Origin of the sequence: Sphingobium sp. BHU LFT2, assembly GCF_018604485.1 — a bacterium.
GTDB lineage: Bacteria > Pseudomonadota > Alphaproteobacteria > Sphingomonadales > Sphingomonadaceae > Sphingobium > Sphingobium yanoikuyae_A.
The window spans coordinates 114,077-138,962 of sequence record NZ_JAFCGW010000014.1; the positions used below are offsets into that span (position 1 = coordinate 114,077).

Annotated in this window: 24 protein-coding genes and 1 pseudogene; 13 read left to right on the top strand and 12 right to left on the bottom strand. The window is 61.4% G+C overall.

The window, feature by feature from the left end; translation table 11 throughout:
• Nucleotides 1–76: 76 nt before the first annotated feature.
• The 3 genes from JQK15_RS21385 to JQK15_RS21395 are packed head-to-tail and all read right to left on the bottom strand — an operon-like array spanning nt 77 to nt 1,895.
• Nucleotides 77–475 (bottom strand): nuclear transport factor 2 family protein, encoded by a 399-nt coding sequence (locus JQK15_RS21385; protein WP_214867668.1) that lies wholly within the window; start codon nt 473–475, stop codon nt 77–79.
• 27 nt (nt 476–502) lie between these two features.
• Nucleotides 503–1,105, bottom strand: a complete 603-nt coding sequence (locus tag JQK15_RS21390) for an NADPH-dependent F420 reductase (protein ID WP_214867670.1) — start codon at nt 1,103–1,105, stop codon at nt 503–505.
• A 28-nt stretch (nt 1,106–1,133) separates the two neighbouring features.
• The gene (locus JQK15_RS21395; protein ID WP_251007944.1) at nt 1,134–1,895 is read right to left on the bottom strand and encodes an SDR family oxidoreductase; all 762 of its coding nucleotides are present in this window, start codon (nt 1,893–1,895) and stop codon (nt 1,134–1,136) included.
• A gap of 100 nt (nt 1,896–1,995) precedes the next feature.
• Here JQK15_RS21395 and JQK15_RS21400 point away from each other — a divergent pair, with 100 nt between their 5' ends.
• A complete protein-coding gene (locus tag JQK15_RS21400) occupies nt 1,996–2,925 on the top strand; it encodes a LysR family transcriptional regulator (protein WP_214867672.1) in 930 nt (309 codons plus the stop codon).
• Between the two features lie 49 nt (nt 2,926–2,974).
• On the opposite strand, the gene JQK15_RS21405 is transcribed toward JQK15_RS21400, so the two are convergent.
• Nucleotides 2,975–3,262, bottom strand: coding sequence for a hypothetical protein (locus tag JQK15_RS21405; RefSeq protein WP_214867674.1), 288 nt, complete (start codon nt 3,260–3,262; stop codon nt 2,975–2,977).
• Nucleotides 3,263–3,714: 452 nt separating this feature from the next.
• Between JQK15_RS21405 and JQK15_RS21410 the strand changes: the two genes are divergently transcribed.
• The 3 genes from JQK15_RS21410 to JQK15_RS21420 all read left to right on the top strand — a co-directional run bounded on the left by JQK15_RS21410 (nt 3,715) and on the right by JQK15_RS21420 (nt 4,906).
• Nucleotides 3,715–4,143 (top strand): Xre family toxin-antitoxin system antitoxin, encoded by a 429-nt coding sequence (locus tag JQK15_RS21410; RefSeq protein ID WP_214867676.1) that lies wholly within the window; start codon nt 3,715–3,717, stop codon nt 4,141–4,143.
• Nucleotides 4,140–4,577, top strand: a complete 438-nt coding sequence (locus JQK15_RS21415) for an RES family NAD+ phosphorylase (protein WP_214867678.1) — start codon at nt 4,140–4,142, stop codon at nt 4,575–4,577. The genes JQK15_RS21410 and JQK15_RS21415 overlap by 4 nt, the downstream gene beginning before the upstream one ends.
• 134 nt (nt 4,578–4,711) lie before the next feature.
• Complete coding sequence (locus JQK15_RS21420) at nt 4,712–4,906, top strand: zincin-like metallopeptidase domain-containing protein (RefSeq protein WP_285236591.1); 195 nt, start codon at nt 4,712–4,714, stop codon at nt 4,904–4,906.
• Between the two features lie 183 nt (nt 4,907–5,089).
• On the opposite strand, the gene istB is transcribed toward JQK15_RS21420, so the two are convergent.
• Together istB and istA are read right to left on the bottom strand one after the other, a co-directional pair.
• A complete protein-coding gene (gene istB / locus JQK15_RS21425) occupies nt 5,090–5,818 on the bottom strand; it encodes an IS21-like element helper ATPase IstB (RefSeq protein ID WP_214867680.1) in 729 nt (242 codons plus the stop codon).
• Complete coding sequence (istA, locus tag JQK15_RS21430; RefSeq protein ID WP_214867683.1) at nt 5,805–7,319, bottom strand: IS21 family transposase; 1,515 nt, start codon at nt 7,317–7,319, stop codon at nt 5,805–5,807. The genes istB and istA overlap by 14 nt, the downstream gene beginning before the upstream one ends.
• 188 nt (nt 7,320–7,507) lie before the next feature.
• Here istA and JQK15_RS21435 point away from each other — a divergent pair, with 188 nt between their 5' ends.
• Entirely contained in the window at nt 7,508–8,614 is a 1,107-nt protein-coding gene (locus tag JQK15_RS21435) for a Fic family protein (protein WP_214867685.1), read from the top strand.
• A 20-nt stretch (nt 8,615–8,634) separates the two neighbouring features.
• Here the strand turns inward: JQK15_RS21435 and JQK15_RS21440 are convergent.
• Nucleotides 8,635–8,838: pseudogene (locus JQK15_RS21440) on the bottom strand (IS21 family transposase); the annotation flags it as partial.
• 148 nt (nt 8,839–8,986) lie between these two features.
• Here JQK15_RS21440 and JQK15_RS21445 point away from each other — a divergent pair.
• The 3 genes from JQK15_RS21445 to JQK15_RS21455 all read left to right on the top strand — a co-directional run bounded on the left by JQK15_RS21445 (nt 8,987) and on the right by JQK15_RS21455 (nt 11,957).
• Nucleotides 8,987–9,280: a helix-turn-helix domain-containing protein gene (locus tag JQK15_RS21445; protein WP_214867687.1), complete on the top strand. Its 294-nt coding sequence runs from the start codon at nt 8,987–8,989 to the stop codon at nt 9,278–9,280.
• A gap of 11 nt (nt 9,281–9,291) precedes the next feature.
• Nucleotides 9,292–10,548 carry a type II toxin-antitoxin system HipA family toxin gene (locus JQK15_RS21450; protein WP_214867690.1) on the top strand — a complete coding sequence of 419 codons (1,257 nt, stop codon included), beginning with the start codon at nt 9,292–9,294 and terminating at the stop codon, nt 10,546–10,548.
• A gap of 389 nt (nt 10,549–10,937) precedes the next feature.
• On the top strand, nt 10,938–11,957 hold the full coding sequence (locus JQK15_RS21455) for an IS110 family RNA-guided transposase (RefSeq protein WP_214867692.1): 1,020 nt from the start codon (nt 10,938–10,940) through the stop codon (nt 11,955–11,957).
• A gap of 492 nt (nt 11,958–12,449) precedes the next feature.
• On the opposite strand, the gene JQK15_RS21460 is transcribed toward JQK15_RS21455, so the two are convergent.
• The gene (locus JQK15_RS21460) at nt 12,450–13,475 is read right to left on the bottom strand and encodes an IS110 family RNA-guided transposase (RefSeq protein WP_214867695.1); all 1,026 of its coding nucleotides are present in this window, start codon (nt 13,473–13,475) and stop codon (nt 12,450–12,452) included.
• 346 nt (nt 13,476–13,821) lie between these two features.
• Here JQK15_RS21460 and JQK15_RS21465 point away from each other — a divergent pair, with 346 nt between their 5' ends.
• The 4 genes from JQK15_RS21465 (at nt 13,822) to JQK15_RS27545 (ending at nt 19,967) form a co-directional block, all read left to right on the top strand.
• Nucleotides 13,822–15,027 (top strand): ROK family transcriptional regulator, encoded by a 1,206-nt coding sequence (locus JQK15_RS21465; RefSeq protein WP_214867697.1) that lies wholly within the window; start codon nt 13,822–13,824, stop codon nt 15,025–15,027.
• Between the two features lie 251 nt (nt 15,028–15,278).
• On the top strand, nt 15,279–17,663 hold the full coding sequence (locus JQK15_RS21470) for a TonB-dependent receptor (protein WP_251007936.1): 2,385 nt from the start codon (nt 15,279–15,281) through the stop codon (nt 17,661–17,663).
• A gap of 11 nt (nt 17,664–17,674) precedes the next feature.
• The gene (locus JQK15_RS21475) at nt 17,675–19,573 is read left to right on the top strand and encodes a sulfatase-like hydrolase/transferase (RefSeq protein WP_214867699.1); all 1,899 of its coding nucleotides are present in this window, start codon (nt 17,675–17,677) and stop codon (nt 19,571–19,573) included.
• A 19-nt stretch (nt 19,574–19,592) separates the two neighbouring features.
• On the top strand, nt 19,593–19,967 hold the full coding sequence (locus JQK15_RS27545; protein ID WP_353047245.1) for an SUMF1/EgtB/PvdO family nonheme iron enzyme: 375 nt from the start codon (nt 19,593–19,595) through the stop codon (nt 19,965–19,967).
• A 152-nt stretch (nt 19,968–20,119) separates the two neighbouring features.
• Here JQK15_RS27545 and JQK15_RS21485 read toward each other — a convergent pair whose 3' ends face one another.
• Genes JQK15_RS21485 through JQK15_RS21495 form a run of 3 tightly spaced genes read right to left on the bottom strand, consistent with a single transcriptional unit; the run spans nt 20,120 to nt 23,468 of the window.
• Nucleotides 20,120–21,466: an Nramp family divalent metal transporter gene (locus tag JQK15_RS21485; RefSeq protein WP_214867701.1), complete on the bottom strand. Its 1,347-nt coding sequence runs from the start codon at nt 21,464–21,466 to the stop codon at nt 20,120–20,122.
• 40 nt (nt 21,467–21,506) lie between these two features.
• A complete protein-coding gene (locus tag JQK15_RS21490; protein ID WP_214867703.1) occupies nt 21,507–22,496 on the bottom strand; it encodes a ferritin-like domain-containing protein in 990 nt (329 codons plus the stop codon).
• 24 nt (nt 22,497–22,520) lie between these two features.
• The gene (locus tag JQK15_RS21495; protein WP_214867706.1) at nt 22,521–23,468 is read right to left on the bottom strand and encodes a ferritin-like domain-containing protein; all 948 of its coding nucleotides are present in this window, start codon (nt 23,466–23,468) and stop codon (nt 22,521–22,523) included.
• Between the two features lie 194 nt (nt 23,469–23,662).
• Between JQK15_RS21495 and JQK15_RS21500 the strand changes: the two genes are divergently transcribed.
• Entirely contained in the window at nt 23,663–24,346 is a 684-nt protein-coding gene (locus tag JQK15_RS21500; protein ID WP_214867708.1) for a Crp/Fnr family transcriptional regulator, read from the top strand.
• Between the two features lie 123 nt (nt 24,347–24,469).
• Here the strand turns inward: JQK15_RS21500 and JQK15_RS21505 are convergent.
• Nucleotides 24,470–24,886, bottom strand: a 417-nt coding sequence (locus JQK15_RS21505) for a fasciclin domain-containing protein (protein ID WP_214867710.1), incomplete at its 5' end; no start/stop codon positions are given.

Sequence of the window (24,886 nt, forward strand, 5' to 3'; positions counted from 1 at the left end):
GCAGATGACCGATTACGCGGCAGCGACACCTATTACGCGCGTGTCCAGCTATGGCTCTTGCCGCGAGAGCTCCTATTCACTTCGACGCGTCAAGCAGAACCCAGAGCTGCTCGATGCGCCCATCGACAATGGCCGCCGTGTCGATGCCGGTGAAAATCGGAGAGCCTTCTGGCGGACCTGCATGCCAGCGCAGCGAACCCATGCCGTGGTGACCGATTGCGGCTTTTTCCGACACGAACGCGAAGTTTGGTCCGAACCGCTTCAGCAGCTCGCCGGCGACTGCGGAGATCGCTTTCCTGCCATGAACAACTCCGTCGGGTTCGTACAGGATCGGTTGCTCGACAAAAAGTTCGGCTATGGCCTGCGCCCGACGGGTCGGCTCGCGCTCGTTGAACACGCGCTCCAGATTGGAGCGGAGCAGATGATCATAGTCTTGCTCGATCGGCGTAATTTCGGGCGGCGGGCTTGCGGACATCGTGAAACTCACTTTTTAAATTGGCGATCAGTCGATCCTGACGAGATTGTGCGCGGGCAGCGGGCCGCCGGGAAACTGGACTAGGCGGCTGCCGACTGCGAGCGAACCGAGGTCGATGCCGAAGAAGCCCAGTGTCTCGATCAGCGCGCCAACCTCCGCCTTGGCCGAGACATCGTCGCCCGACAAGAACAGCACCCGCCTTCCACCGTCTGCAGCAGGATCGGCCGCCAGTGTCGCTGCGAGCAGATGATTGAACGCTTTCACAATGCGCGCGCCCGGCACCAGATCAGCAACCACCTCCGACGACGAGCGTCCGCCGAGGTCGAAAGGTTTGAACAGCGGCGCCTCGATCGGGTTGTTCGTGTCGATCACAATCCGCCCAGTGAAATCCGGCAGGCCGCCAAGCGCCAGCCCCAATTTCGACCAGTTGACCGCTACAAATACGATGTCTTTCGATGCAGCCTCTTGACGTGTACCAGCGGTGATCGAAGGCGCGAGTTCGGCGACGAGAGACGAGAGACTTTCCGGTCCACGGCTGTTGGCGATGGTCGCTGCAATGCGATGCCGCGCCAGTTGAGTGGCGATGGCCCGGCCGATCAGGCCCGCGCCAATTATGCCGATGCTTTGCATAGTTGTATCCTTTCAAAATGTAGGGAGTTCAGGCCGACTGACCGCCATCGACATTGAGCGTGGCACCGGTGATGTAGGCGCCGTCGGGACCGACCAGGAATGCGACGGCGCCGGCAATGTCCTCCGGCTGGCCGTAGCGGCCGAGCGCGGCCAACCCGTTCAATCTGGCGGCGAAAGGCCCTGTCTCGGGATTCATGTCGGTATTGATGGCGCCCGGCTGGATCACGTTCACGGTGATGTTACGCGGGCCCAGGTCGCGGGCCCATCCCCGCGTATACGCCGCCACCGCCGCCTTGCTCGCGACATAGTCGGCGGCACCGGCAAAGGGCACGTGTACCGCGCCGGTCGTGCCGATCGAGACGATCCGGCCGCCGTCCGTCATCATCGGTGCAGCCGCACGAACGGCAGCGGCGACGCCCCGAACGTTGATGTCGAGCTGGCGATCGAACGAGGCCGTGTCGGCCAATATATCGTCGACCATGCCCGTCACGAAGACACCCGCCGAGTTGACGAGGATATCGATGCGGCCGAACCGCTCATGCGCTTGCCGGACAAGCCCGGCCACTTCGCCCGGCTCCGCCTGATCGGCGCGGATCGCGATAGAGCGACGCCCCAGGCCCTCGATCTCACGAACGATGCCTTCGGCCTGTTCGTGCGAGGTTGCATAGCTGAAGACGATGTCCGCGCCGTCGCGGGCTAAGCGTCGGACGATCGCCGCGCCGATGCCGCGCGATCCGCCGGTCACTATGGCAACTTTGCCGAGAAGAGGGTGTGCAGTCGTGGTCATCATCTTCACTCCGTTCGTGTTGCGGCAAAGATGGCGGACATCGCTTCTTCGGATAAGTCGAAGATGGCTTGCTTGTCTTTCAACGATCTGTTGAAGATAGGGTATGGAAACGCTGGCCAATCTCGAAAGCTTCGTACGCAGCGCCGAACATAGCAGCTTCTCGGAAGCTGCTCGTCGGCTGGCGCTGACGCCGGCTGCCGTCAGCCGCAACGTGGCGATGCTGGAGCGCAATCTTGGCATCCGCCTGTTTCACCGTTCGACGCGCAAACTGACCCTGACAGAGGGCGGCGAGGCCTTTCGCCTGGCAGTCTCGGGCAATCTCGAAGGCATTCAGGCCGCGATCGCCGGGGTAGCTGTGCGGGAAGGCGAACCTGTAGGCACGCTAAAAGTCAGCCTGCCGCCAACACTTGGCATCACGCACATCCTGCCGGTCCTGCCCGGCTTCCTCGCTCGCTATCCAAAGGTGCGGCCGGAGTGGCATTTCGAGAACCGACCGGTGGATCTCGTGGCCGAGGGCTACGACGTGGCGATCGGCGGTGGGTTCGATCTGACCCCGGGGATTGTCGCGCGAACGCTTGCGCCCGCGCATATCGTGCCGGTTGCCTCTCCGGCCTATTTAAAAGACCGGTTGCTCCCGATCGATCCTGCTGGGCTCGGCACACTGGACGGAATCGTCATGCGATCACTCAAGACCGGCCGCATCCGCCACTGGTCGATGCGTGATGTGATGGGTGCCGAGCAGGCGGCCCCTCTTTCGGAGACGATCATTGTCAACGATCCGACCGCAATGCGAGAGGCAGCACTTCTGGGGCTCGGCGTCACAATGGTGGCCATACCGGACATTGCGACAGACCTGGAGAATGGGACCCTCGTGCGGCTCCTGCCGCGCTGGTATGCAGATGCCGGCGCGATTTCGATATACTACGCTTCCCGCACGCTTGTTCCCAGCAAAACGAGAGTGTTCGTGGACTGGATTGCCCAGGCGTTCAAGCGACAACGCTTGGCCGAACGGTTTGCTGGAAGCCTCGGCTGAGGGGCGTCCTGTCTCCCAAATGGTTAAGCGGTTCCAGCAGGGCGACGCGTCACGACCAGACTGCGCCATCCAGCTGCTGGATCGAAGCGGCGGGTTTTAGCCAGGGCTGTCTCCTACAAGCTGCGACAATATGGTGTTTCGACGGGGGGCCCAAAGCTGTGGTCCCGGCATGCCTTCTCATCCGCTCCACCAGAAGGCTTCGGACGATATGCGCATAGCGCTTGCGCAATTGCGCCCGATTCGTCTTGACCTTCTCCAGCATTTTCAGCTGACGAGCCTTAAGTTCGTGGAGGCGATCGCCTTCGGATATTTCCGGCATTTCTATGACTTCTTGCATGGGTCTGCCCGCCACTGGCAATCCTGGCATAATGTCGGTCGTGCAACTGCCTCGGATCTCGGCAGGAGCAGATTGGCTGCCTATTGCAGTGGCTGTAATCACGGCCTAAGCAATAGGATGAGCTCCTTTCCCTCGCGAACTCATGGGGCGGTTGAGGGCAACCTGGGATATATTTTTCGAGATCGCTCGGGTGCTCGATACAGAAGCTGGTCAGGTATTGGTGTCGTTGGGACGCCTCGAGCAGGCTCTGTCGAGCGAGTCCCTCTAATCTCCTCTGGCTGGGCGGCTAGGAGTGACAGAGCGGTAGCCCCAGGTCGCGATGATAGGCGATTGATGCCCGCTGCGCCCCAAGCAGTTCTCAGCCGTGGGTAACGCTTGACGACTTGAAGAAGGTGGGACTTTCGACTAGATTGCAGTTTGCCGAAGCGAAGTCGGCATTTTGTGAGACACGCATGTCGGTGGAACGTATTCAGGAGTTGCTTGGTGGAGAGGCTTTGACCGGCCCGCTCCACAATGAGCGGGATATCGTACGGCTAATTCGTCGAGGAATACCGACACAAGCAGTCGATCATTTCCTGGTCACGTCAGGTCTCAACTTCAATGCGCTCGAGTCCAAGGTGCTCAGCCTTCGGACTTTCAAGCGCCGCAAGAAATATGAGCAATTGTTAGAGCAGGATGAATCCGATCGTCTTCTGCGGGTAGTGAGCATTGTAGCGGCAGCCGAAGAAACCTTCGGCGATGTCGACAAGGCACAGGAATGGCTCAATCGTCAGAGCCGCGCATTGGATGGCGAAACCCCTTTGGCTATGGCGGACACCGATCGTGGCGCGCGCGCAGTTGAGGCTTTGCTTGGTCGGATCGGGCACGGTATCGCTGCGTGATCCTCTACCGTTTGTGCAAGGCTGCCCATGTTGCGCTCGATGGCGAGGGGGCTCGTCTTTGGGGTGGGCGCTGGAATTCTGCGGGCAGGCCGATGGTCTATGCTGCGGCTACACCCAGTCTCGCCGTTCTGGAGGTGCTCGTTCACCTAGATGTGCCTCCCGAATTGCTTCCCGATGATCTGCGTCTTCTGACCATCGAGGTTCCCGACGGCGCGTCGATTCAAAGGCTCGATCCAAGCCCGCCGGACGATGACACTTGTTTGGAAGCCGGCAATTTGTTTCTGAAGACATGCAAGCATCTTGTCATGCAGGTTCGAAGCGTCGTCGTCCCTCAGGAATGGAATGCCCTCATCAATGTGCTCCATCCAGAGATGGCAGGAGTAACCATCATTCGGAACGAGCCATTCCAGATCGATCCGCGGCTTTTGAGATAGCTCCATTTCGGAAATCCAAACAGGGTTGGTGGCCAAGCGTCTGGCGCTACGGCGCAAATGCGTCCGGAGGCTCTGACCGTTTCTCCTCATTTTGATTAGACGCGGCGACACCAGGCTTTCCTTCGATTCCTCTCTTGAAGCATTGGCGAACCCTCGTCTGGCCTGAAGCCAATTATGCTCCGGCCTTCGATCATATCGTGATGCCGCCACGGGAAGTCTATTTCGAACCAGTCAACTGGTATCGCACCGCACTCCATAAAATTGGCCATAATGCCGCGACCCGGATTATGCCGCGCGGCCTCTGGTTGAGGGTAGTTTTCTGGTCTTAGGCCGCGCGGCGTGTCAATCGGCGTGCAAACGGGACCCCCGATCGGCGCGCAAAAGGGACCCCCTCTCAACGATGGCAGGACGGTCGAGGAACGCGCCTTGCGCTGCGCGCGGCGTAGGGAGGGCGGAGCCCGACCGGAGGCGCGCGCAGCGCAAAGCATCTTAATCCCGGCGTGCGGCGGAGATCAGTTTCGGTTCTTGAAGCGCCAGCTGTCATTGCCGGTCTCGATGATGTCGCAATGGTGGGTGACGCGATCGAGGAGAGCGGTGGTCATCTTGGGGTCGCCGAACACCGTCGGCCATTCCCCGAACGCCAGGTTGGTCGTGATGATGACGCTGGTTTGCTCGTAAAGTTTGCTGACCAGATGGAACAGCAACTGCCCGCCTGAACGGGCGAAGGGAAGATAGCCAAGCTCATCGAGCACGACGAGGTCGAGGCGAGAGAGCTGGGCGGCAAGCGCGCCGCTTTTGCCGATCCGGGCTTCCTCTTCGAGGCGGGTCACCAGATCCACGGTGTTGAAGTAACGCCCCCGCGCCCCGGCGCGGACCACATTGGCGGTGATGGCGATGGCCAGATGGGTCTTGCCGGTGCCGGTGCCACCGACCAGGACGACATTGCGCCGTGCGGGCAGGAACGCCCCGCCGTGCAGCGAACGGACCAGCCCCTCGTTGATCGGCGTCCCCTCGACGTGGAAAGCATCAATGTCCTTCACCACCGGCAGCTTGGCGGCCGCCATCCGGTATCGGATCGAGGCGGCGTGGCGGTGCGTTGCCTCCGCACGCAGCAGATCGGTCAGTATCTCCATCGTCGTGCGCTGGCGCTGAAGCCCTGTGGTGACGGCCTCATCGAACGCGCCGGCCATCCCTTTGAGTCCGAGCCCGCGCATCGCGTCGATCATGTCATGCCGCTGCATGGAAGTTCCTCAGTTGGTCGTAACGGGCACAGTCGGCGATCGGCGGATGCCGCAGGGCATTGTCCTCCGACGTGACGATCGTCACCGGTCGCGGCGGTTCGCGGCGCCGTGCCAGGATATTGAGGATCAAGTCGTCGCTCGCCGTGCCGGTTGCCAGTGCCTCCCGCACGGCGGCTTCGACGAGTTCCAGGCCATCGGTCAGCACGGCCGCCAGCACGCGCACGAACCGCCGGTCGGCATCATCGCCGTTGCCCAGCTTGCGTCGCAGCCGGGCGAGCGCCGGCGGCAGTTCCCAGTCCTGGAAGGGTGCGCCGTTGCGTAAAGCGCCGGGCTTGCGGGCCAGCACCGGCAGATAGTGCCAGGGATCATAGATGGTGCGGTTCCGCCCGAAGAAGCGGGGATGCTCAGCGACGACCTCATCGCCGCATCGCACGACAATGCGGTCGGCATAGGCCCGAACCTGCACCGTGCGCCGCGCCACCGTCGAGAGGACCGAGTAACGGTTGCGATCGTAGCTGATCAGGCAGGTGCCCGACACGCCGTGCTCGCTCTCGTTGAAGCCGTCGAACGGCCCAAGCATCGACTGTAATGCAGGACGTTCCATCTCCAGCATCTGCGCCACGGTCTGGTCGCCCTGCTCAGGATGGGCCTGCCGTTCGGCCCAGCGTCGGCACTCAGCTTCCAGCCAGCCATTGAGCTCCTCGAGGCTGGCGAACCGCAGACGGGGCTGGAAGAAACGCCCTCGGATCGTCTGCACCTGGTTCTCGACCTGACCCTTCTCCCATCCCGCCGCCGGCGAGCAGGCCGTGGGCTCGACCATATAATGGTCGGCCATGATCAGGAACCGCCGGTTGAACACCCGGTCCTTGCCGGTGAACACGCTCGTCACCGCCGTCTTCATATTATCGTAGATGCCGCGCCGGGGCACGCCGCCGAAGAAGGCAAAGCCGCGCGCATGCGCGTCGAACAGCATCTCCTGCGCCTCGCGTGGATAGGCCCGGACATACACAGCCCGCGATGCGCACAGCCGCATGTGCGCGACCTTTACCCGCATCGGCTTGCCGGCGATCTCGACATCCTCGTGGCTCCAGTCGAACTGGTAGGCCTCGCCGGGCTGGAACAGCATCGGAATAAAGGCAGTCGTCCCGTCTCCGACATCCCTGCGCCGCTCGATCTTCCACCGTGCCGCATAGCGGCGCACGGCATCGTAAGAACCCTCGAAACCCTCACGCACCAGAAGGTCGTGGATACGGGTCATCCGAAGCCGGTCACGTCGGCCCCGTAACTCGTTCTCTTCCAGCAGCACATCCAGCCGATCCTGAAACGGACCGATCCGCGGCAGCGGCTGAACCTTGCGTCGATAATCAAATGCGCCTTCCGGCGCCCGGATCGCCTTGCGGATTACCTTCCGCGACACATGCAGATCACGTGCGATCGCCTTGATCGCCTTCCCGCCGGCATACTCACGCCGGATACGAACCACTGTCTCCAAAACCAACATCCCGATCTCGCCGCATGAACTTCCACGCGGCTGTGTAAGCTATCGAAATGAGGGGTCCCTTTTAGACGTCGATCACCCCGCTAACGGGGTCCTTTTTGCACGCCGATTCACAAAGCTGAGCGATAAAAAGCGTTTATATAAATCATATTGCGCGATATTGTGATCGATAGAAAGGAGTGCTGTCGATCATGCGTTGGAATTGGCAACAACCTGATTGGCCGAACTTCGCCTATGACGCGACGCGTCTGAGAGGGCGTGAGGACCAGTTTCTGAAGGGTGCCGGCATTTTGATCGGTGTCATGGCTCATTTCGATGCCGATGATCGTCAGACCCTTTTCATCGAACTGATGGCACAGGAAGCTGTGGATAGCTCTGCAATTGAGGGAGAGATCCTTGATCGTGCGAGCGTGCAGTCCTCCGTCGCGAAGCACCTGGGAATTAAGGCCGACCACCGCCGCGCCAACGCCGCCGAAGCGGGCGCTGCTGAACTCATGGCGAATCTCTTCCGCAGCTATGGCGAGCCGGTCAGCGATGCCATGCTGTTCCATTGGCACGCCTTACTTATGAACGGTAGGCGGGACCTCGCCGACATAGGCCGATATCGAACACATGCCGATCCCATGCAGGTCGTATCGGGAGCCCTGCACGCGCCGAAGGTGCATTTCGAAGCTCCGCCATCGCAAGCGGTGCCAGGCGAGATGGACGCATTCATTGCGTGGTTTAACGATACTGGGCCGACGGGGCCTTCACCGGTGAGCGCATTGACGCGAGCCGGCATTGCTCATTTATGGTTCGAGTCCATTCACCCCTTCGAAGATGGCAACGGGCGCCTCGGCCGCGCGATTGCGGAAAAGGCTTTGGCCCAAGGGCTCGACACGCCTGCGATTACCGCTCTCGCAGAGACCGTCCAGCGCGAGCGCAAAGACTATTATGCCCAGCTTCAACGGGCGAGTTTGTCGAACCGGATCGACGAATGGCTCGAATGGTTCTCCGATATTGCGCTTGCGGCGCAGCAGCGCACACGGGATCGCGTTCATTTCCTCCTGGCGAAGGCAAAGCTGCTCGACCGCCTCCGCAGTCGGATCAACGCACGGCAGGAGAAGGCCCTGATCCGGATGTTCGCCGAAGGCCCGGACGGCTTTAGGGGTGGCCTGAGCGCGGCGAACTACCGGACCATCACCGACGCAGCCCCCGCGACGGCCACTCGCGATCTCGCAGAATTGGTTGAGTTAGGAGCTCTTCGCAAGGATGGGGAACTCAAGCACACAAGGTACTATTTGAATCTTGGCGAATGACCAATCACCCCGCACGCCGGATAGCCTTCCGCGTGCTGCGCGATATATTGGTCCCACACGATCTGCAGCGTCAAATGCTTGCGCTTCAACTCGCGGTGGATCGCCGCCCAGTCCGGTTCGGGATAGCGGCGATGGCCAGTCTTGGTGCCCGCGGTGCGGTAAAGCGCCGCCTCCAGCACCGCAACCGCTGCGCACCTCAGCGTCTCCCGCACCGTCGAGGGCGAACAGGCAGACGATATCCAAGCTGTGATACGTTTACATATCTCTATCGCCTAAAATGATATGAAAAGAGATCATTCAATTTGACACGGCAGGGAAGAAAGATATGTAGACGCTTCATGTGATTTCATTGTGAAACGTATAGGGATCACCGTGGATGCTATATCCGAAACCGTGCGCGAACTTGGCGACCTCCTGCGGCGGGCGAGGCTGGCCGCCGGACTGACGCAAGAGCAGGTGGCTGATCTGGCTGGCATTTCCCGTCCACGCTATCGCGATATTGAAACGGGCGTTGCTGCAGCGCGCGCCACGACGCTCATGAATGTCTCCCGTGCGCTCGGGCTGGAGATGATGCTGGTGCCGCAAGCGATGGTCCCGGTCGTCCGGGCGTTGATGCGTCCGCATGAGGACGACGATTTGCCCGCCTTTGTTTCACAGCCTGATTGAAAGCGGACCTCATGGCTCAGACTTCTCACGCGCCTCAGGCGATCCAGTCCCTGGACGTGTTTCTGAATGCGCTGAAGGTCGGCGTGATCGTCAGGACGCCGGGCGATTTCAATGCATTCAGCTTTGACGAGGCGTATCGGGCGACCGGCGGTGTGCCGATCCTCAGCCTTTCCTTCCGCGCCGCCATCGGGGGCTTGCGCAAGGATCCCAAGCCGGTGAGCGGGGCATTGCCGGCCTTCTTCGCGAACCTGCTACCAGAAGACAAGCTGCGCGAGGCGATGGAAAAGCATCATGCAGATGCCGTCCGTCCGGGCAATGATTTCGACCTGTTGGTGGCGCTCGGCGCGGATCTGCCGGGAGCCGTCCGGGTCCTCCCGAGTGACGGCACGAAAGTAACGTTGCAGGACAGTGCAAAGGGAAAGCCGAAGGCGCGTTTTTCACTCGCGGGCGTGCAGATGAAGCTGTCTGTGATGAAGAACACCGGCGAGGGGGGCGGCCTGACGCTTCCGCTCGATGACGACCAGGGGCAATATATCGGGAAGTTTCCATCCACGGCATTTCCTGGCGTGTCCGAGAACGAGTTTGCCAATCTCGCCTTGGCGGCCGCGATCGGCATGGACGTGCCCGAGCGCGAACTGGTCGAGAAATCCGATTTTGAGGGAATACCGGAGGATTTCGACACGCTGTCGGAAGGCAAGGTTCTTCTCATCAGGCGTTTTGACCGTGGCAGGCAGGGTAAGAGGATCCACATCGAGGACTTCGCCCAGGTGTTTGGCGTCTATCCCTCCCGCAAATATGAGGGGGCGGCCTATCATGATGTGGCCGCCGCGGTGAACGCGGCCGTATCCCCTGCCGCCGCGCTCGAGTTTGTACGCCGGCTCGCGCTGGCGGTGGTGACCGGCAATGGCGACATGCACCTGAAGAACTGGTCGCTGATCTATCGTGAAGACGGTAGTGCGCCCGCGCTCGCGCCGATCTATGACGTATTATCGACCATTCCTTACATTCCCACAGACAGCATGGCTCTGTCGCTTGGTGGCGAACGGTTGTTCAAGGCGCTGTCGGCACCGCGCTGGAAATCCTTCGCGAACCGAGCAAGGCTGCCCGAGCCGGCGGTTCTCCAAGCCGTTGTGGAGACGGTGGCTCGCGTCAACGAGCATTGGTGGCATCTGCCGGAGCGCGCCGTCGTCCCTGCGAAGGTGCTCGAGCGTATCGACGCGCATGTGAAAGTGATGACGCCGATTCTGAACTCCTGCGCGGAAAAATGAGCACGCAAGAAAATTGGACGATATTGTTGCCATCGCAAACGAAACAATCTTGTCGAGACAATGACTATCCATGTTCCCAATCGGAAATATCACGCTGCTATCAATTTTCCGCCGCCGCATTCATTCCCGATCAGGAACATTTTTCTGCGTTGCCGCGCGCGGGGGCTGGATGGCGCCGCTTATGCTTGGGGTGATGAACTGGAGCCGGACGGACAACGCCTCTACATAATCGTCCGCTTTTCCCTTGTCCGATAGGGCGCTGATCCCAGTCGAATGACCGTGTGTGGACCTCGGGTAATCGCGGTCTGAGTCGAGCTGATGATAATGTGCCGCGATCCGGGTGACTGTCCCGGTGACGCGAGCATGATCGGAGAGCTCCAATGATGTAGGTGGGACTAGACGTTTCTCAGAAGTCGACGGCTATCTACGTGGTGAATGAGCGAGGGCAGCGCCAGTGGCGTGGTACCTGCGCCAGTGACCCGCATGTTCTGGCCTCACAGCTCAAACGTCACGCCGGCGCGGACGCGAGGATTGGCATCGAGACTGGGGCCATGACACCGTGGCTTGTACATGGTCTGCGCCAAGCCGGCCTAAACGTGGATTGCCTAGACGCACGGCGAGTGAAGGCCGCTCTGCAGATGCGGCTCAACAAGACAGATCAAAACGACGCGGAAGGCTTGGCTCAGGTGATGCGCACGGGGTGGTACCGCCCTGTGCATGTAAAGTCGCTAGACGCTCACCGGGCGAGATCTTTGCTGGGTGCCAGAGCGCAGCTGGTCGGCATGCGGACGCGCCTCATCAACATGATCCGTGGCATCCTCAAGACCTACGGCATGCTGCCAGGATCAGGGCGCGGCCTACGCTTCGATCGGCGCGTCGAAGAGCTCATCCAGGGCGACCAGGAAGTCGGCATGGTCGTTCGTCCGCTGCTTGCGACATTGCGGCATGTGGGCGAGCAGATCACCACGTTCGACAAAGCGGTGCTGCGTCAGGTTCGCGCCGATCCAACCTGCCGCTTGTTGATGAGCGTTCCTGGCATCGGCGCCTTGTCGTCGCTCGTTTACGTGAGCACTGTCGAGGATCCAAAACGGTTCTCGCGATCCCGTGCTGTGGGAGCGCACTTGGGTTTAACCCCGCGCCGATACCAGTCCGGTGACATCGATCGTAGCGGTCGGATTTCGCGATGCGGCGACAGTCTGGCGCGTACGCTGATGTACGAGGCCGCCATCGTAATCCTGCATCGGGTCAAGCGAGCGTCACAGCTGAGTGAATGGGCTCAGGCCATTGCTCAACGAGCCGGACCGGGGAAAGCGCGCGTCGCATTGGCTCGCAAACTTTCCGTCATCCTGCACAGCATCTGGCGATCAGGAGAGGCATTCCGCTGGTCTACTGCCAAACGATCGGCCTAATACGTCGAGTTAGTCCGGCACGTGCCGGACGCTACTGTCGCCCTCGGGCGAGGGTGTAGGTGACTGCGTGGTATGGGGCCTTGGGTGCGCCACGAGCGCAAACCCGTTGTGGACCTTGCAGCACCTGCGCTTCCGGACCGGACCAGATGTTGCGGCGGCCGATGCCGACCGCGTAGAGAACCGTGACCCGGGCGAAGTAGATGCAGCAAGGCTTGACGAAGGCGGCGCGATTAGAGAACGCCCCGTCGGATACAAGGGGGTGTTTGAGAGATTTGTTCGCGCAGGTTCAGGTGCTTCCGTGTGTCCGGCCTACTGATGCAGCCATCATCACGGCTGCTGGCCTGTATGGAGATCGCGGATCGGGTCCACACCGCTTTTGCGCGCTCGAGGCGCTTGGACATTTCACTGGTTATCCCGACCCCGTCTTCTGACCGTTGCGCCATACCTCTCTACTGACCTTCCTTGCGTCCCTGACGCCTCAAGCCTTGGCGGTCATACCGCCGCAGCTGGAGCTCTGTAGGATCCTCCATGCGCCATCAGCGCCCAGACAATCCGTGCCATCTTGTTCGCCATTGCGACGGTGACCAGCATGCGCGGTTTGCGCGCGAGCATGCCGGCTAGCCACGCCCCAGCCTTGTCGGGGTCTCGCGCTGCGACCTTTGTCGTTGAGCTGGCGCCCAGGATCAGCAGCCTTCGCAGGCTGCGCTCACCCATCTTCGTCGTACGCCCTAGCCGCTCTTTGCCGCCGCTGGAGTGCTGCCGTGGCACGAGCCCGAGCCAGGCCGCGAAGTCGCGCCCGCGTCGAAACGTGCTGGCCGCCGGTGCCAGCGCTACCAGCGCAGTCGCAATCACGGGGCCAACACCAGGTATCGTCATCAGCCGCTTTGCTACGGGATCAGCCTTTGCCCGGCTTGCAATCTCGCGGTCCAGAAGAGTGATCTGCGACTGCCGCGCTTGCAGGCTCTGCGCGATGACGGCCAGCACCGGTCGCGCCTCGGACGGCACGTCGGTTGTAGGATCGCCAACGATCTCGACGAGCTTGGCGACGTGCCCGACACCCTGGCGCACGATGTAGCCGAACTCGGTGAGATGCCCGCGCAAAGCGTTGATCAACTGGGTGCGCTGGCGCACGAGCAGGTCGCGCGTACGAAACACCACCGCTGAGGCCTGAGCCTCCGCGCTTTTGCCTTGCACGAACCGCATCGTCGGTCGTTGTGCCGCCTCGCAGATCGCCTCCGCGTCGGCAATGTCGTTCTTCTGCCGCTTTACGAACGGCTTCACGTAAGCCGGCGGGATCAGCTTCGTATCGTGCTTCACCGCAGCGATCTCGCGCGCCCAGTAATGAGCGCTCGCACAAGCCTCCATTGCCACCACGCATCGCGGCAGTGCTGCGAAAAACGCCAATATCTGATCACGCCGTATCTTCTTGCGGAAGATCACAGTCCCGCTCGAGTCCGAGCCGTGAACTTGGAAAACCGACTTCGCCAGATCGATACCGACTGTGCTAACCTCACCCATGGACGCCTCCTGCAAGTGGTGCTTCAACACCTCCACTATGGCACTTCGATGCCGTCAGGGGGCGTCCACCCCAACGCTTTTGAGAAATCCGAATGAGCCGGCGAATGGCTTAAAGGGGGCCCGTTGCCGCCCGGCTGCTGTTGAATCTGTGAATGACAGGTCCTGGCGTAACCTGACGTTATCGCTGCCATGCCAGAGCGGCTTGAGTCGGTCGACACCTGCCGGATTAGCTGCCGGTCCGCACCTGGACGTCGAATTCGCGCGGCTGAACGGCCCATAAGGATCGAACGCGTCACGCTCGACATATTCAAGCGCGGAAACTAGGACGGATCGGCTTGAGGCTCATGTGCATCTGAACGATCCAGATTATAGCAAATTGCGGGCGCTGAAGCTCATTCGTCGTGAGGGCGCGCTTTCGCGTGTGCAGCTTGCCGAACGGCTAGACTTTAATAGGGCCACGGTGACGGAACTGGCCGCCGAGCTTGTCCGGCGCGGCCTGCTCGTAGAGGAAAGGAGCGCCGCTAGCGGGCGTGGTCGTCCGCGTACGCATCTCAGCATCGATGCGGGGGCCGGCTATGCGATAAGCCTCTTTCCCCTGATGGATGGCCGCGCCACGGTCGATATCATCGACCTGAAGGGGGCGAGGATCCATTCCCATGAGGTGACGACCGGACCATTGGATGACATGGCGGCACTGCCCCACCTCATGGTCGACGCGTTCGAGGCGATGCTTGCCGAAAGGGTCGTGCCGCGCGAGCTAGTTCGCCATGCCGCAATCATTCTGCCCGGACTCGTCAATCACCGCGATGGCATCGCCCATTGGCTGCCATCCAGCAGGGTGCGGCATGATTTGCCCCTTGCCGCTCTCGTCGCGGATCGCATCGGCATTCCTGTCAGCCTCGACAACAGGGCCGCCGCGATTGCGCGGGCGGAACATTGGTTCGGAACGGAAACCGAAGGCCAGCTCGACGACTTCACGCTTGTTGCGCTGCTGGAGGTCGGGATGAATGCGTCGCGTTATGCCGGGGGGCGGATGCAGGTCGGTTACAATGGCATGAACAGCGAATTTTCCCATGTGAAGGTCGCGTTCGAAGGCGGAAGACCCTGTTATTGCGGTAGCAGCGGCTGCCTGACCACCTATGCCAGCGTCAGCGGGATCGCATCAGAATTCGCACGGATAGGGAACCTCTCCCCGTCCTCAGCTGCCGGGCTCCAGCAGCTCTTTGACGAAGCGGTGCGTCTGGCGGATGCAACGGATGTGCAGGGCCTGTTCGACACGGCGGGAAAAGCTTTGGGCACGGCCGTATCGAACCATGTGAACGAGAATGATCCGGGCCGCGTGGTGATTACATGCGCACGGTCCGACCTTCTTCGCCTCATCGCCGAGCCTTTCCGGCGGGCGGTGGACAGCCGGATACTTTCCCCGATACGCGCGCGAACCCGGATCGACCTCCGCCTTCTCGAAGAGGATGATTATCGCAAAGGGACGGCCGCCTTAGCCCTTGAAGGCCTGTATCGCGAGGATGCATCGGGGACCCCCGCACGAAGCTAAGCTATCGTCGGCTCGTCAATTTTGTTCGTTGACCAAATTAATTACGATCCAGTAAGTAGAGATCAACCGTAGGATCCATTTTCTGCCCGATGGCAGGCATGGCCGCTGCGGCGTGTCGAGGCGACGACGCCAGACAGTGTCGGAATGTCCCGCAGGGGCGACGGCTATCCAGATCACATCATCTTTGAGCGTCCCTGTCTTTGGTGCCGTCTCCGCGCGGCTGAAGGGGGCGCCGTATTCAGGGGGGTCTCATGTTCAATATCGCGCGCGTTCTGCGCAACGGCCTGCTCACCAGCACTGCCAGCCTGATCATCATGACGGCAGCGCATGCCCAGACTGAGGGAGGGGAGGGCGGCGACATCGTTGTCACGGCGCAGAAGCGAGCCGAACGCCTTCAGGACGTGCCGCTCGCGGTGACGGCGCTGAATGGCGATGCGCTGGCCAATCGGCAGATATTCGACACGAACAATCTCGTGCAGGCGGTGCCATCGCTGACCTTTCAGCAAGGCAACAATCCCACCAACAGCAGTTTTCGCATTCGCGGCGTCGGCACGTCCCTGTTCAATCAGGGCGTGGAAGCCTCCGTGTCGGTGGTGCTCGATGGGGTGGTTGCGGCGCGGCAGGTGCAGAGCTTCACGGACTTCGCCGATATCGAGCGGGTAGAGGTGCTGCGCGGACCGCAGGGCACGCTGTTCGGCAAGAATGCCAGCGCGGGCGTCATCAATGTCGTCACGGCGCGTCCTTCCAGAACTTTCGAGGGGCGGGGCAGCGCGACCATTGCGGAGGGCGACGAGTATCGCGCCAGTGGCTCGGTTTCCGGCCCGATTACCGACAGCCTGCGGGCCCGCGTGACAGGCTATTATAATGACGTCGGGGGCCACATCTCCAACATGTTCACCGGGCGCAAGGAGAATGGCTTCGATAGCTGGGGCGTGCGCGGCAAGCTGGAATGGGATGCAACTGACCGGCTGAACCTGCTGCTTGCCGCCGATTATCGCAAGAATAACGCCGACTGCTGCCAGGGCGTGCTGGTCAGCATCGGCAATCCGCAGCGCGCCCAGCTCATCGGCAACACGGGCGCGGCGCGTAACAACCGCCAGTCGTGGAACAATGGTGCGACCTTCGCCGACAGCAAACAGACCACTGTGTCGCTCGAAGGCAATCTCGATCTGGGCGGGGTGAGGCTGACCTCGGTCACGGCATACCAGAGATACGACATCGCCAATAATTTCGAGCCGGACCGGCTGGGCAGCGCCTGGCCGATCTTCGTGACGGCGGGCGGGGCCGGGCAGTTCGACTTCAACTATGGCACGACCGGTATCGAGCAGTTCAGCCAAGAGGTTCGCGCGGCCTCCAATGGGGGGGGACGCCTCACCTATGTCGTGGGGGCCTATTATTCGGACCTGCATATCGATCGGGCCTTCTCCCGCCGCCGGGCGATCTGCGCCACGGGAACATTCGGCCAGCCCTGCACGCCGTCCGCCTACCAGTCGCTCGCCCATTTTGCGCAGCTGGATTCCTTTAATATCTCTGGTTTCGGTCAGGCGGAATGGACGATCGTCGGCGGCCTCAAGCTGATCGGCGGCCTGCGCGTGCAATATGAGAAGGTGACGGTCGGCGGCCAGCGCACCGGTCCCATCATCGCGGGCGACGGTAACTTCGGCGGGGCGGCGTCTGCCTATGCCGCGCGGACGGCCAATGACACCGCTGTCACTGGCAAGGCAGGTGTGCAATATGAGTTCAGCCGCAATGCGCAGGCCTATGCCAGCTACACGCGCGGCTATAAGGGGCTGGGCTTCGATACGGAGAGCGGCGCAGACTTCGCGAACCAGAGTCCCGTGCTGCCCGAGCATGTCGACGCCTATGAGGTCGGCTTCAAAGGACGCACCGCCGATGGCACATTGTCCTTTGCCGTCGCGGCGTTCCTGGCGGACTATACCAATCTCCAGATCCAGGCGAACCGCTCAGACCCAGTGCTGAACACTATTCAGTTCGTGCAGACTAATGCCGGTTCCTCGCGCACAAAGGGCGTCGAGGTCGAGGCGACAGTGCGCCCGTCGCGGCATTTCAGCCTGACGGGTGCGGTGAGCTATACAGACGCCAGCATCGACGCCGATGGTCTCAACTGTCCGGTACAGTTCCAGACGGCGGCCCCGACGGTCGCGCTGGGCGGTGCTCGCCCGGTCAACGCCTGCTATCGCTATCAATATCTCAACGGCGCGGGTGCGACGGTCACGAGCGGCCCGGTGCAGGATGTACGCGGTGGGCAGCTTCCCGCCTCGCCCAAATGGCGCATCTCGCTCAGCCCACGGCTCGAGCAGGAACTGGGCGATGCCCTCATTGGGTTCCTCCAGACCGACCTGACGTTCCAGAGCGACCAGATCTTTGCGGTCGAACAGGATCCGCTCCTGGTGCAGGACGGCTATGCCATCGTCGACCTGACGGCAGGCTTGCGCACCGCCGATGGCCGCTACAGCCTGAGCGCCTTTGTGAAGAACCTGTTCGACCAGAATTGTTACACGTCGATGAGCAGTGCGAACCTTAACCCCGCCAATCTTACGCTGGTCGATCTTTACGCCAATGTGCCCAAGGCCGCGAGCCGCTATGTCGGGGCGAGCGCCTCGATCCGCTTTTGAGGAGACAGGATATGGCCATCACCCGTCGAACGCTAATCGGGAGCAGTGCAGCGCTCGGACTCGCCGCAAAGGTTGCGGCGGCGGAAGGGGGCGCTGCAAAGCGTCCCAATATCCTTTGGCTGGTGAGCGAGGATAACAACCCGTTCATCGGTTCCTATGGCGACAAGCTCGCACATACTCCGACCATCGACCGACTGGCGAAGGGCGGCACGCTGTTCTGCAATGCCTATTCCAACGCGCCGGTCTGTGCCCCCTCGCGCTTCGCGATCCTGGCCGGCGTCTATCCCGAAAGCTGCGCGCCCGCGAACCACATGCGGGCGGTAGCCCATTTCCCCAAGGAGTTCAGGACCTATCCCGAACTGCTCCGCTCGGCGGGCTATTTCTGCACCAACAACGCCAAGACCGACTATAATTGCGATGTGCAGCCCGCCGCCATCTGGGACCGGCAGGGTAAGGCCGCCCACTGGCGGCAGGCTCCAGCCGGGCAGCCGTTCATGGCGGTGTTCAATCACGAGACGACGCATGAATCCCGCGTCTTCGGTTCCGTTCCGGGCGCAGTCAGGCCCGCCGATGTGCGCGTGCCCCCCTATCTGCCCGACACGCCCGGCATCCGACAGGATTATGCAACCTACTATAATCTGATGGAGAAGATGGACGGCCAGATCGCCGCGCGGCTGGCGGAACTGGAGGCCGATGGCCTCGCGGACGACACGATCATCTTCTATTATTCTGACAATGGCGGCGTGTTGCCCCGCTCGAAACGCTATTGCTATGACGAGGGACATCGGTGCGCGCTGGTCGTGCATGTCCCGCCCAAATGGCGACATCTCGCGCCAACGGCTCCCGGGCGCAGCATTGATGCGCCGGTCAGCTTCATTGATCTGGCGCCCACCGTGCTGGCGATAGCAGGCGTGCGGCAACCGGCGCAGATGACCGGCCGCCCGTTGCTGGGGCAGCGGAAGTCCCCGCCTGCCCGCTACGCTTTTGGCATGCGCAACCGCATGGACGAGCGCTATGATTTCACCCGCACGGTGACGGATGGCCGCTGGCGCTACATCCGCCATTATATGCCGCACCGGCCATGGGGACAGCATCAGGCGTTTGAGTGGCTGGCGAAAGGCTATCAGGAGTGGGAGGCCGCTTATCTGGCGGGTACGCTGAACGAGACCCAAGCCCGCTTTTTCCGGCCCAAGCCACATGAGGAACTGTTTGACCTCACCACCGATCCCGATCAGGTGACGAACCGCATCGACGATGCCGGAGCCTCCGCAAAGGCGGCCGAATTGCGCCGCGCGCTCGACCATCACCTGCTGGCCATCAACGACAATGGCTTCATTCCGGAGGGCATGGCCGGGGAGGGCTATGTCGAAAGCCGCGCCGTTGCGGTCTATCCGCTTCGCCAAATTGTCGCTGTTGCTGGGGCGGCCGCTGGGCGCGATCCGGCCAGGGCGCCGCTGCTGGTCCGCGAACTGACGAACACCAATGCTGTCATCCGCTACTGGGCGGCCACCGGTCTCCTGATCCATGGCGTGCCGCGGGCGGACAGCAGGGCTGCGCTCGAAGCCATCATGCGGTCGGATCCGGTGCCGCAGGTCCGGATCGCCGCAGCCGAAGCGGTCGCGACACTCTGGTCCAGCGGCGAGGCTGTCGAGTTGCTCGGCGCGCTGGCGGGGGACGGTCAGGTCTGGCAGGTCCGGCTTCAAGCCCTCAACGCGCTCACCTATGTCGGGGAGCCGTCGCGTGCGGTGCTGCCCGTGATAGAGGCCGCAGCGGCAACCGATCATGAGTATCTCTCGCGCGCGGGCCTCTATCTGGCCGCCACGCTGAAAGGGACCTATACGCCCGCGATGAAGATGTTCGATATCGAGCAGATGATGCGCAACCCGCCCAAATCCGTCGTTGGCGGATAGCGGGGCGGAGGATGGCGTGATGACCAGCGCGGTTAGGCAGGGCAAGCGGAAGGGAAAGTCACGCGGCGGCAAGCTGGCCGACATGCGTCTGGTGCGTGGTGGCTCCTTTCGCATGGGATCGGAGGATTTCTATCCGGAGAAGGCGCCCGTCCGTACGGTCACGGTCGGCGATTTCTGGATAGACGAGACGCCCGTCACCAACGCGGCCTTCACCCGCTTCATCGCCGCCACTGGCTATGTGACCTTTGCCGAGCGGTTCCTTTCTGCCCATGAATTTCCTGGATGCACGCTGGACATGCTGACGCCCGGCTCGTTTGTCTTCCAGCCTCCGGAAGGCAGCGTGCGACCGCCTCCCGCTTCCACGCGCATCGCCAAGCGGCAGGCAAGTTCATAGATCAGCGTCGCAGACATCATGGCAATTGCGAACGGCAAAGCTGCATTATCGATTATGATCGCGTTCAGAAGCAGGCCAGTAGCCGTTGCGATAAAGGTCATGCAGAGCAGTCGGGACCGTCTGGGCATTTTCCTCATTTTTGCATCCTCCCTTCAAAAGCAGAAGTCGAACAGAAGCTTGATGTTGAGGCCGATTATGAGAGCCGAGATCGCCCATGCCGCGCGCTTCAGCCAAAGCGGATTGGCGAACACCCCCATCAACTTGGGATCGCTCGTGAACTTGACCAGCGGCACGACCGCAAAGGGCAATTGCAGGCTGAGCACGACCTGACTGAGGACCAGCAATCGGGTTGTCCCTTCGGAGCCGTAAAACGCTGCGACGATCACGGCTGGGATGATCGCGAGCATTCGAGTGACGAGCCGACGCGCCCAAGCGGGCACATGCAGGTTGACGAAACCTTCCATCACGATCTGTCCGGCAAGCGTAGCGGTGATCGTCGAGTTCTGACCTGACGCCAACAGCGCGACCGCAAATAATGTGCTCGCGATCCCCGCACCGAGGACCGGGGCGAGCAAGCGATGGGCATCCTGAATCTCAGCCACACCCGTCATGCCAGCCACATGAAAAGTAGAGGCGGCCAGAATGAGGATCGCGCCATTGACGAACATTGCCAGCATCAGCGCAATCGTGCTGTCGATCGTTGCGAACGTGACGGCTTCGCGCTTGCCTGCCTCGTTCCGCTCGAAACTGCGGGTCTGAACGATCGCAGAGTGGAGGTAGAGATTATGCGGCATCACGGTAGCACCGATGATGCCGATGGCGATGTAGAGCATAGCCGGGTTGGTGACGATGCTAGCGCTCGGCACAAGGCCCGCGCCGATAGCCGCAATGTCCGGGCGGGAAAGCAGCAGCTCGACCGTGAAACAGCCTGCGATGACGATCAGGAGCGCAATGATCAAAGCCTCGAGCTGACGGAATCCGCGCTGTTGCAGGAACAGGATCAGCAGCACATCGGCTGCCGTGAGGCATATGCCCATCACCAGCGGTATGCCGAACAGCAGTTGTAGGGCGATGGCCGTCCCCACCACTTCAGCCAGATCGCAGGCGATGATCGCCAGTTCGCACAGAACCCACAACGCAGCCCGGACCGGCGGGCTATATTCGGCGCGACAGGTCTGGGCCAGGTCCATGCCGGTGACGATCCCGAGTTTCGCCGCCAGCGATTGCAGCACCATTGCCATGATGCTCGAGAGAAGGATGACTGACAGCAGCGTGTAGCCGAAGGCCGAACCCCCGGCGAGGTCGGTCGCCCAGTTGCCCGGGTCCATATAGCCGACGGCGACAATATAGCCGGGGCCGGCAAAGGCGCCGATCTTCTTCCAGATGCTGCCGCCAGCCCGCGGCACCGCGACCGTCCGATAGGAGCCGGGCAGGCTGGGCCTGACATCCGGCATATCCGTGACCGGTAATGCGATGTCGGCGGGTGGCGGCGGCGTCATCAATCTTCCCCTTTTCTCTTTTTGAACGAAAGACGGTTCCTTATTGAGCCGTGCTCATGTTGAGGGTTCCGTTGAGGCCGTTGGGGAAGAAGCCACCCTTCTGCGCGGCGAGCTTCGTCAGATAGACGATGTTGAGCACCTCACCCGTCGAGCGGCTGTAGGCGATGCCATCGGCATCGGTGGGAACGATGTTCGATGCGCCGCTGCTCGGGCTGATGCCCTGATCCTTGTCTGCCGAGCCATCCAGACTATCGCGTGCGTCCGATATCTTGTCGGCCGATGTCCGCAGCGAAGGCGTATCCACGCCCTTGCCATAAAGCACCGTTCTGACCAGGCCGGCATGATAGGCTTCCGCCGCCAGGATACCGGCGGCAGCCTCCAGGAAGGTCTTGTTGGTGATGAGCGGCGATGCGCCCTTATAGGCGGTGACGCCCACATCCTCGAAAATGAAGGCTCCGAGCAGGAAATTCTCGTCGCTTGCATACGGATCGAAGCTTTGGCCGGCGGAAATCAGGCCTGCCGCCTGTGCTGCAGCGGAGAAGGCGCCGGTTGCGCTTGCGCTGATGTCGATCGCTGGTTGGGCGACCGCTGTAGAGCCGATGGCCGAGCGCAGAAACTCGACATGCGCGCGTTCGTCGGCCGCGATTTCCCGCGCATAGCGGGCGATCAACGGATCGACGAACGCGACCTGCCGCCCGCCGGTAACCGCGCCTGGTGTGCCCGCGCCGCCCAATATGTTGCTGGGTAGGCCCGATCCGAAAGCCGCAAAATAATAGAATTGGGCCTCCAGATATTCGAGGTTGAGGGCAAAGTTCAGGACATCGCCGTCCGTCACGCTCGGCATTGGCGTGGGAGTCGGCGTTGGTGTGGGAGTTGGCGTGGTCGTGGCATGGTCATCGTCGCAGGCGGACAACATGCTGGAGCCGGCGGCCAGGACGGCCGCCGATCCCGCCATGCGCAGGAAATTGCGCCGTTGATCGCGACGCTGCGCGCGCGCGGCAAAGGCTTCGAGCATCAGATCGTCTTTCATGGGATGTCTCCGTGGGAAAGGGGCTCAGTTCGCCGCGCTCATGTTGATGCTGCCGTTGACGCCGTTGGGGAAAAAGCCGCCCCGGGCCGTCGCCATGTTGGTGAGATAGGCAATGTTGAGGACCTGCCCGGTGGTCCGGCTGTAGGCGAGGCCGTTGGAATCGAGCGGCACGATGTTCGATGCATCGCCGATATTGGCGATGCCTTGGTCCAGATCGCTGGAGCCGTCGAGGCTGTCGCGCGCCTTGGAAATGGCCTCGGTCGCGTCGATCAGCGCAGGCGTGGCGATGCCCTTGCGATAGAGCGAGGTTCGCACCAGCCCCGCATGATAGGCTTCGACTGCTAGGATGCCGGCGGCGGCTTCCAGATAGGTCTTGCTGGTGATCAGCGGTGCCGCGCCCTTGTAGGCCGTGACACCGACATCCTCAAAGATGAAGGCGCCGAGCAGGAAATTCTCGTCGCTGGAATAGGGATCGAAGCTACCGCCACCGCTGATTAGGCCTGCGGCACGCGCGGCTGAGGAGAAGGCGCCATTGGGATCCGTGCCGACATCGATCGCAGGCTGGGCCACGACTGCTGTGCCCAGATTCTTGCGGAGGAAATCGACATGCGCGATTTCATCCTGGGCGATTTCCTTGGCATATTGCGCGACGACCGGGTCGGTGAAGTTGACCTTCCGTCCGCCCGTCGCCGTTCCGGCATTGCCGCTGCCGCTCGTATATTTTGTGTCGATCGGAGTACCGAATACCGCGTAGGAATAGAAATTCGCCTCAAGATATTCGAGGTTCAGGGCGAAGTTCAGTATGTCGCCATCCGACGGCGCGCTCTGTGCCATGGCCGACTGGCTGCTTGCCGCAAATCCGGCGCTGCCAAATGCTGCCATTGCCCCCAGGGTCCGGAAGAAGTCGCGCCTCTCTTCGCGCCGCGTCGCCCGCCGTTCCAATGCCTCGATTGCCAGAATATCATCGGTCATCCCTTGATCCTCCGCTGCCTGATGGTCGTGAAGCGCAGAGCGCGCGTCATCGGCGGGCAAAGCTGATTGTGGATCGCGCAGTTCCTTTTTTTGGCCGAGAAAAATTATCTGGGTACGGCAGCGTACAAGGTCGCATCCGATCGCGCATAAAGAGCGTATCTGCGAGTTTGATCATCGTAGATTGAGAGGCGCTCTTGGTCGCAGGCATCCAAAAACAGAACGCAAATCTCTTTCTGCGATCGCTGTTGCCGCCGGACTATGCCAGCATCAGCCGTCATTTCATTCGTGTCACATTTGCAGCGCGATCCCTGATCCAGCCGGCACAATCAAAAATTGAGTATGTCGACTTTCCCGAGCGGGGCATTTTGCTCATGACTGCTGATGCGAACATGAAAGCAGCCTGTTTGACGGCCTTGGTCGGGCGGGAAGGCTTCGTTGGCTGGCCCGCTCTGATGGAGCATGGCACCTCGCCCTATGATATCCGCGCCGGCGGACAAGGCGTGACACTGTTGCGGCTTTCCATGGCGACCATAAGTTCGAGCATGCAGGAGCGCGGCACATTGCGATCCAGCGTGCTTCGCTCCATTCACCTGGTCATGCTGCAGATGCATGCGACCATCCTGTCCAGCAAGGCAGATCCGGTCGAAAGGCGGCTCGCGCGCCTGATCCTGATGCATCATGACCGCGCAAATGGCGACGATCTCTTCATCACACATCAGGATATGGCCGAAATGCTCATGGTCCGCCGAGCCAGCGTGACCGATGCACTTCACATCATGGAAGGGCAACGGCTGATTTCCAGCAATCGTAGCCATATCATCATGCGTGACCGCCCAGGATTGTGCCAGATCGCCGGCCAGACCTACGGGCAGCCTTAGGCGCACAATCTTTCAACCCTGGGGACGGCCCAAATCGAAGGGCTGGATATCGGAACAAAGTGAAGACCGCCGATCAGGAGAGATCGGCGGTCTTCTGCAATCCAATAGTTGCGATCGATCGGGTCAGGGCATCAGCACCGTATCGACCACATGAATAACGCCATTGGATTGCATGACGTTGGCGATGGTGATTTTGGCCATGCCGCCCTTGGCATCGGTGAGATACCAGGCGCCGCCCTTCTCCCAGGCAGTCAGGCTCTCGCCTTCCACAGTTTTCAGCATGGCTTTGCCGCCATTCATCTTCGCCTTGGCAGCAATATCCTTCGCGGTCATGCGACCGGCGACCACATGATAGGTCAGGATCTTGGTCAGCATCGCCTTGTTCTCAGGCTTGAGCAGCGTGTCGACTGTGCCGGCAGGCAGCTTTGCGAAAGCGGCATTGGTTGGCGCAAAGACGGTGAAAGGCCCTTTCCCCTTCAATGTCTCGACAAGTCCCGCGGCCTTGACCGCCGCGACCAACGTGGTGTGATCCTTGGAGTT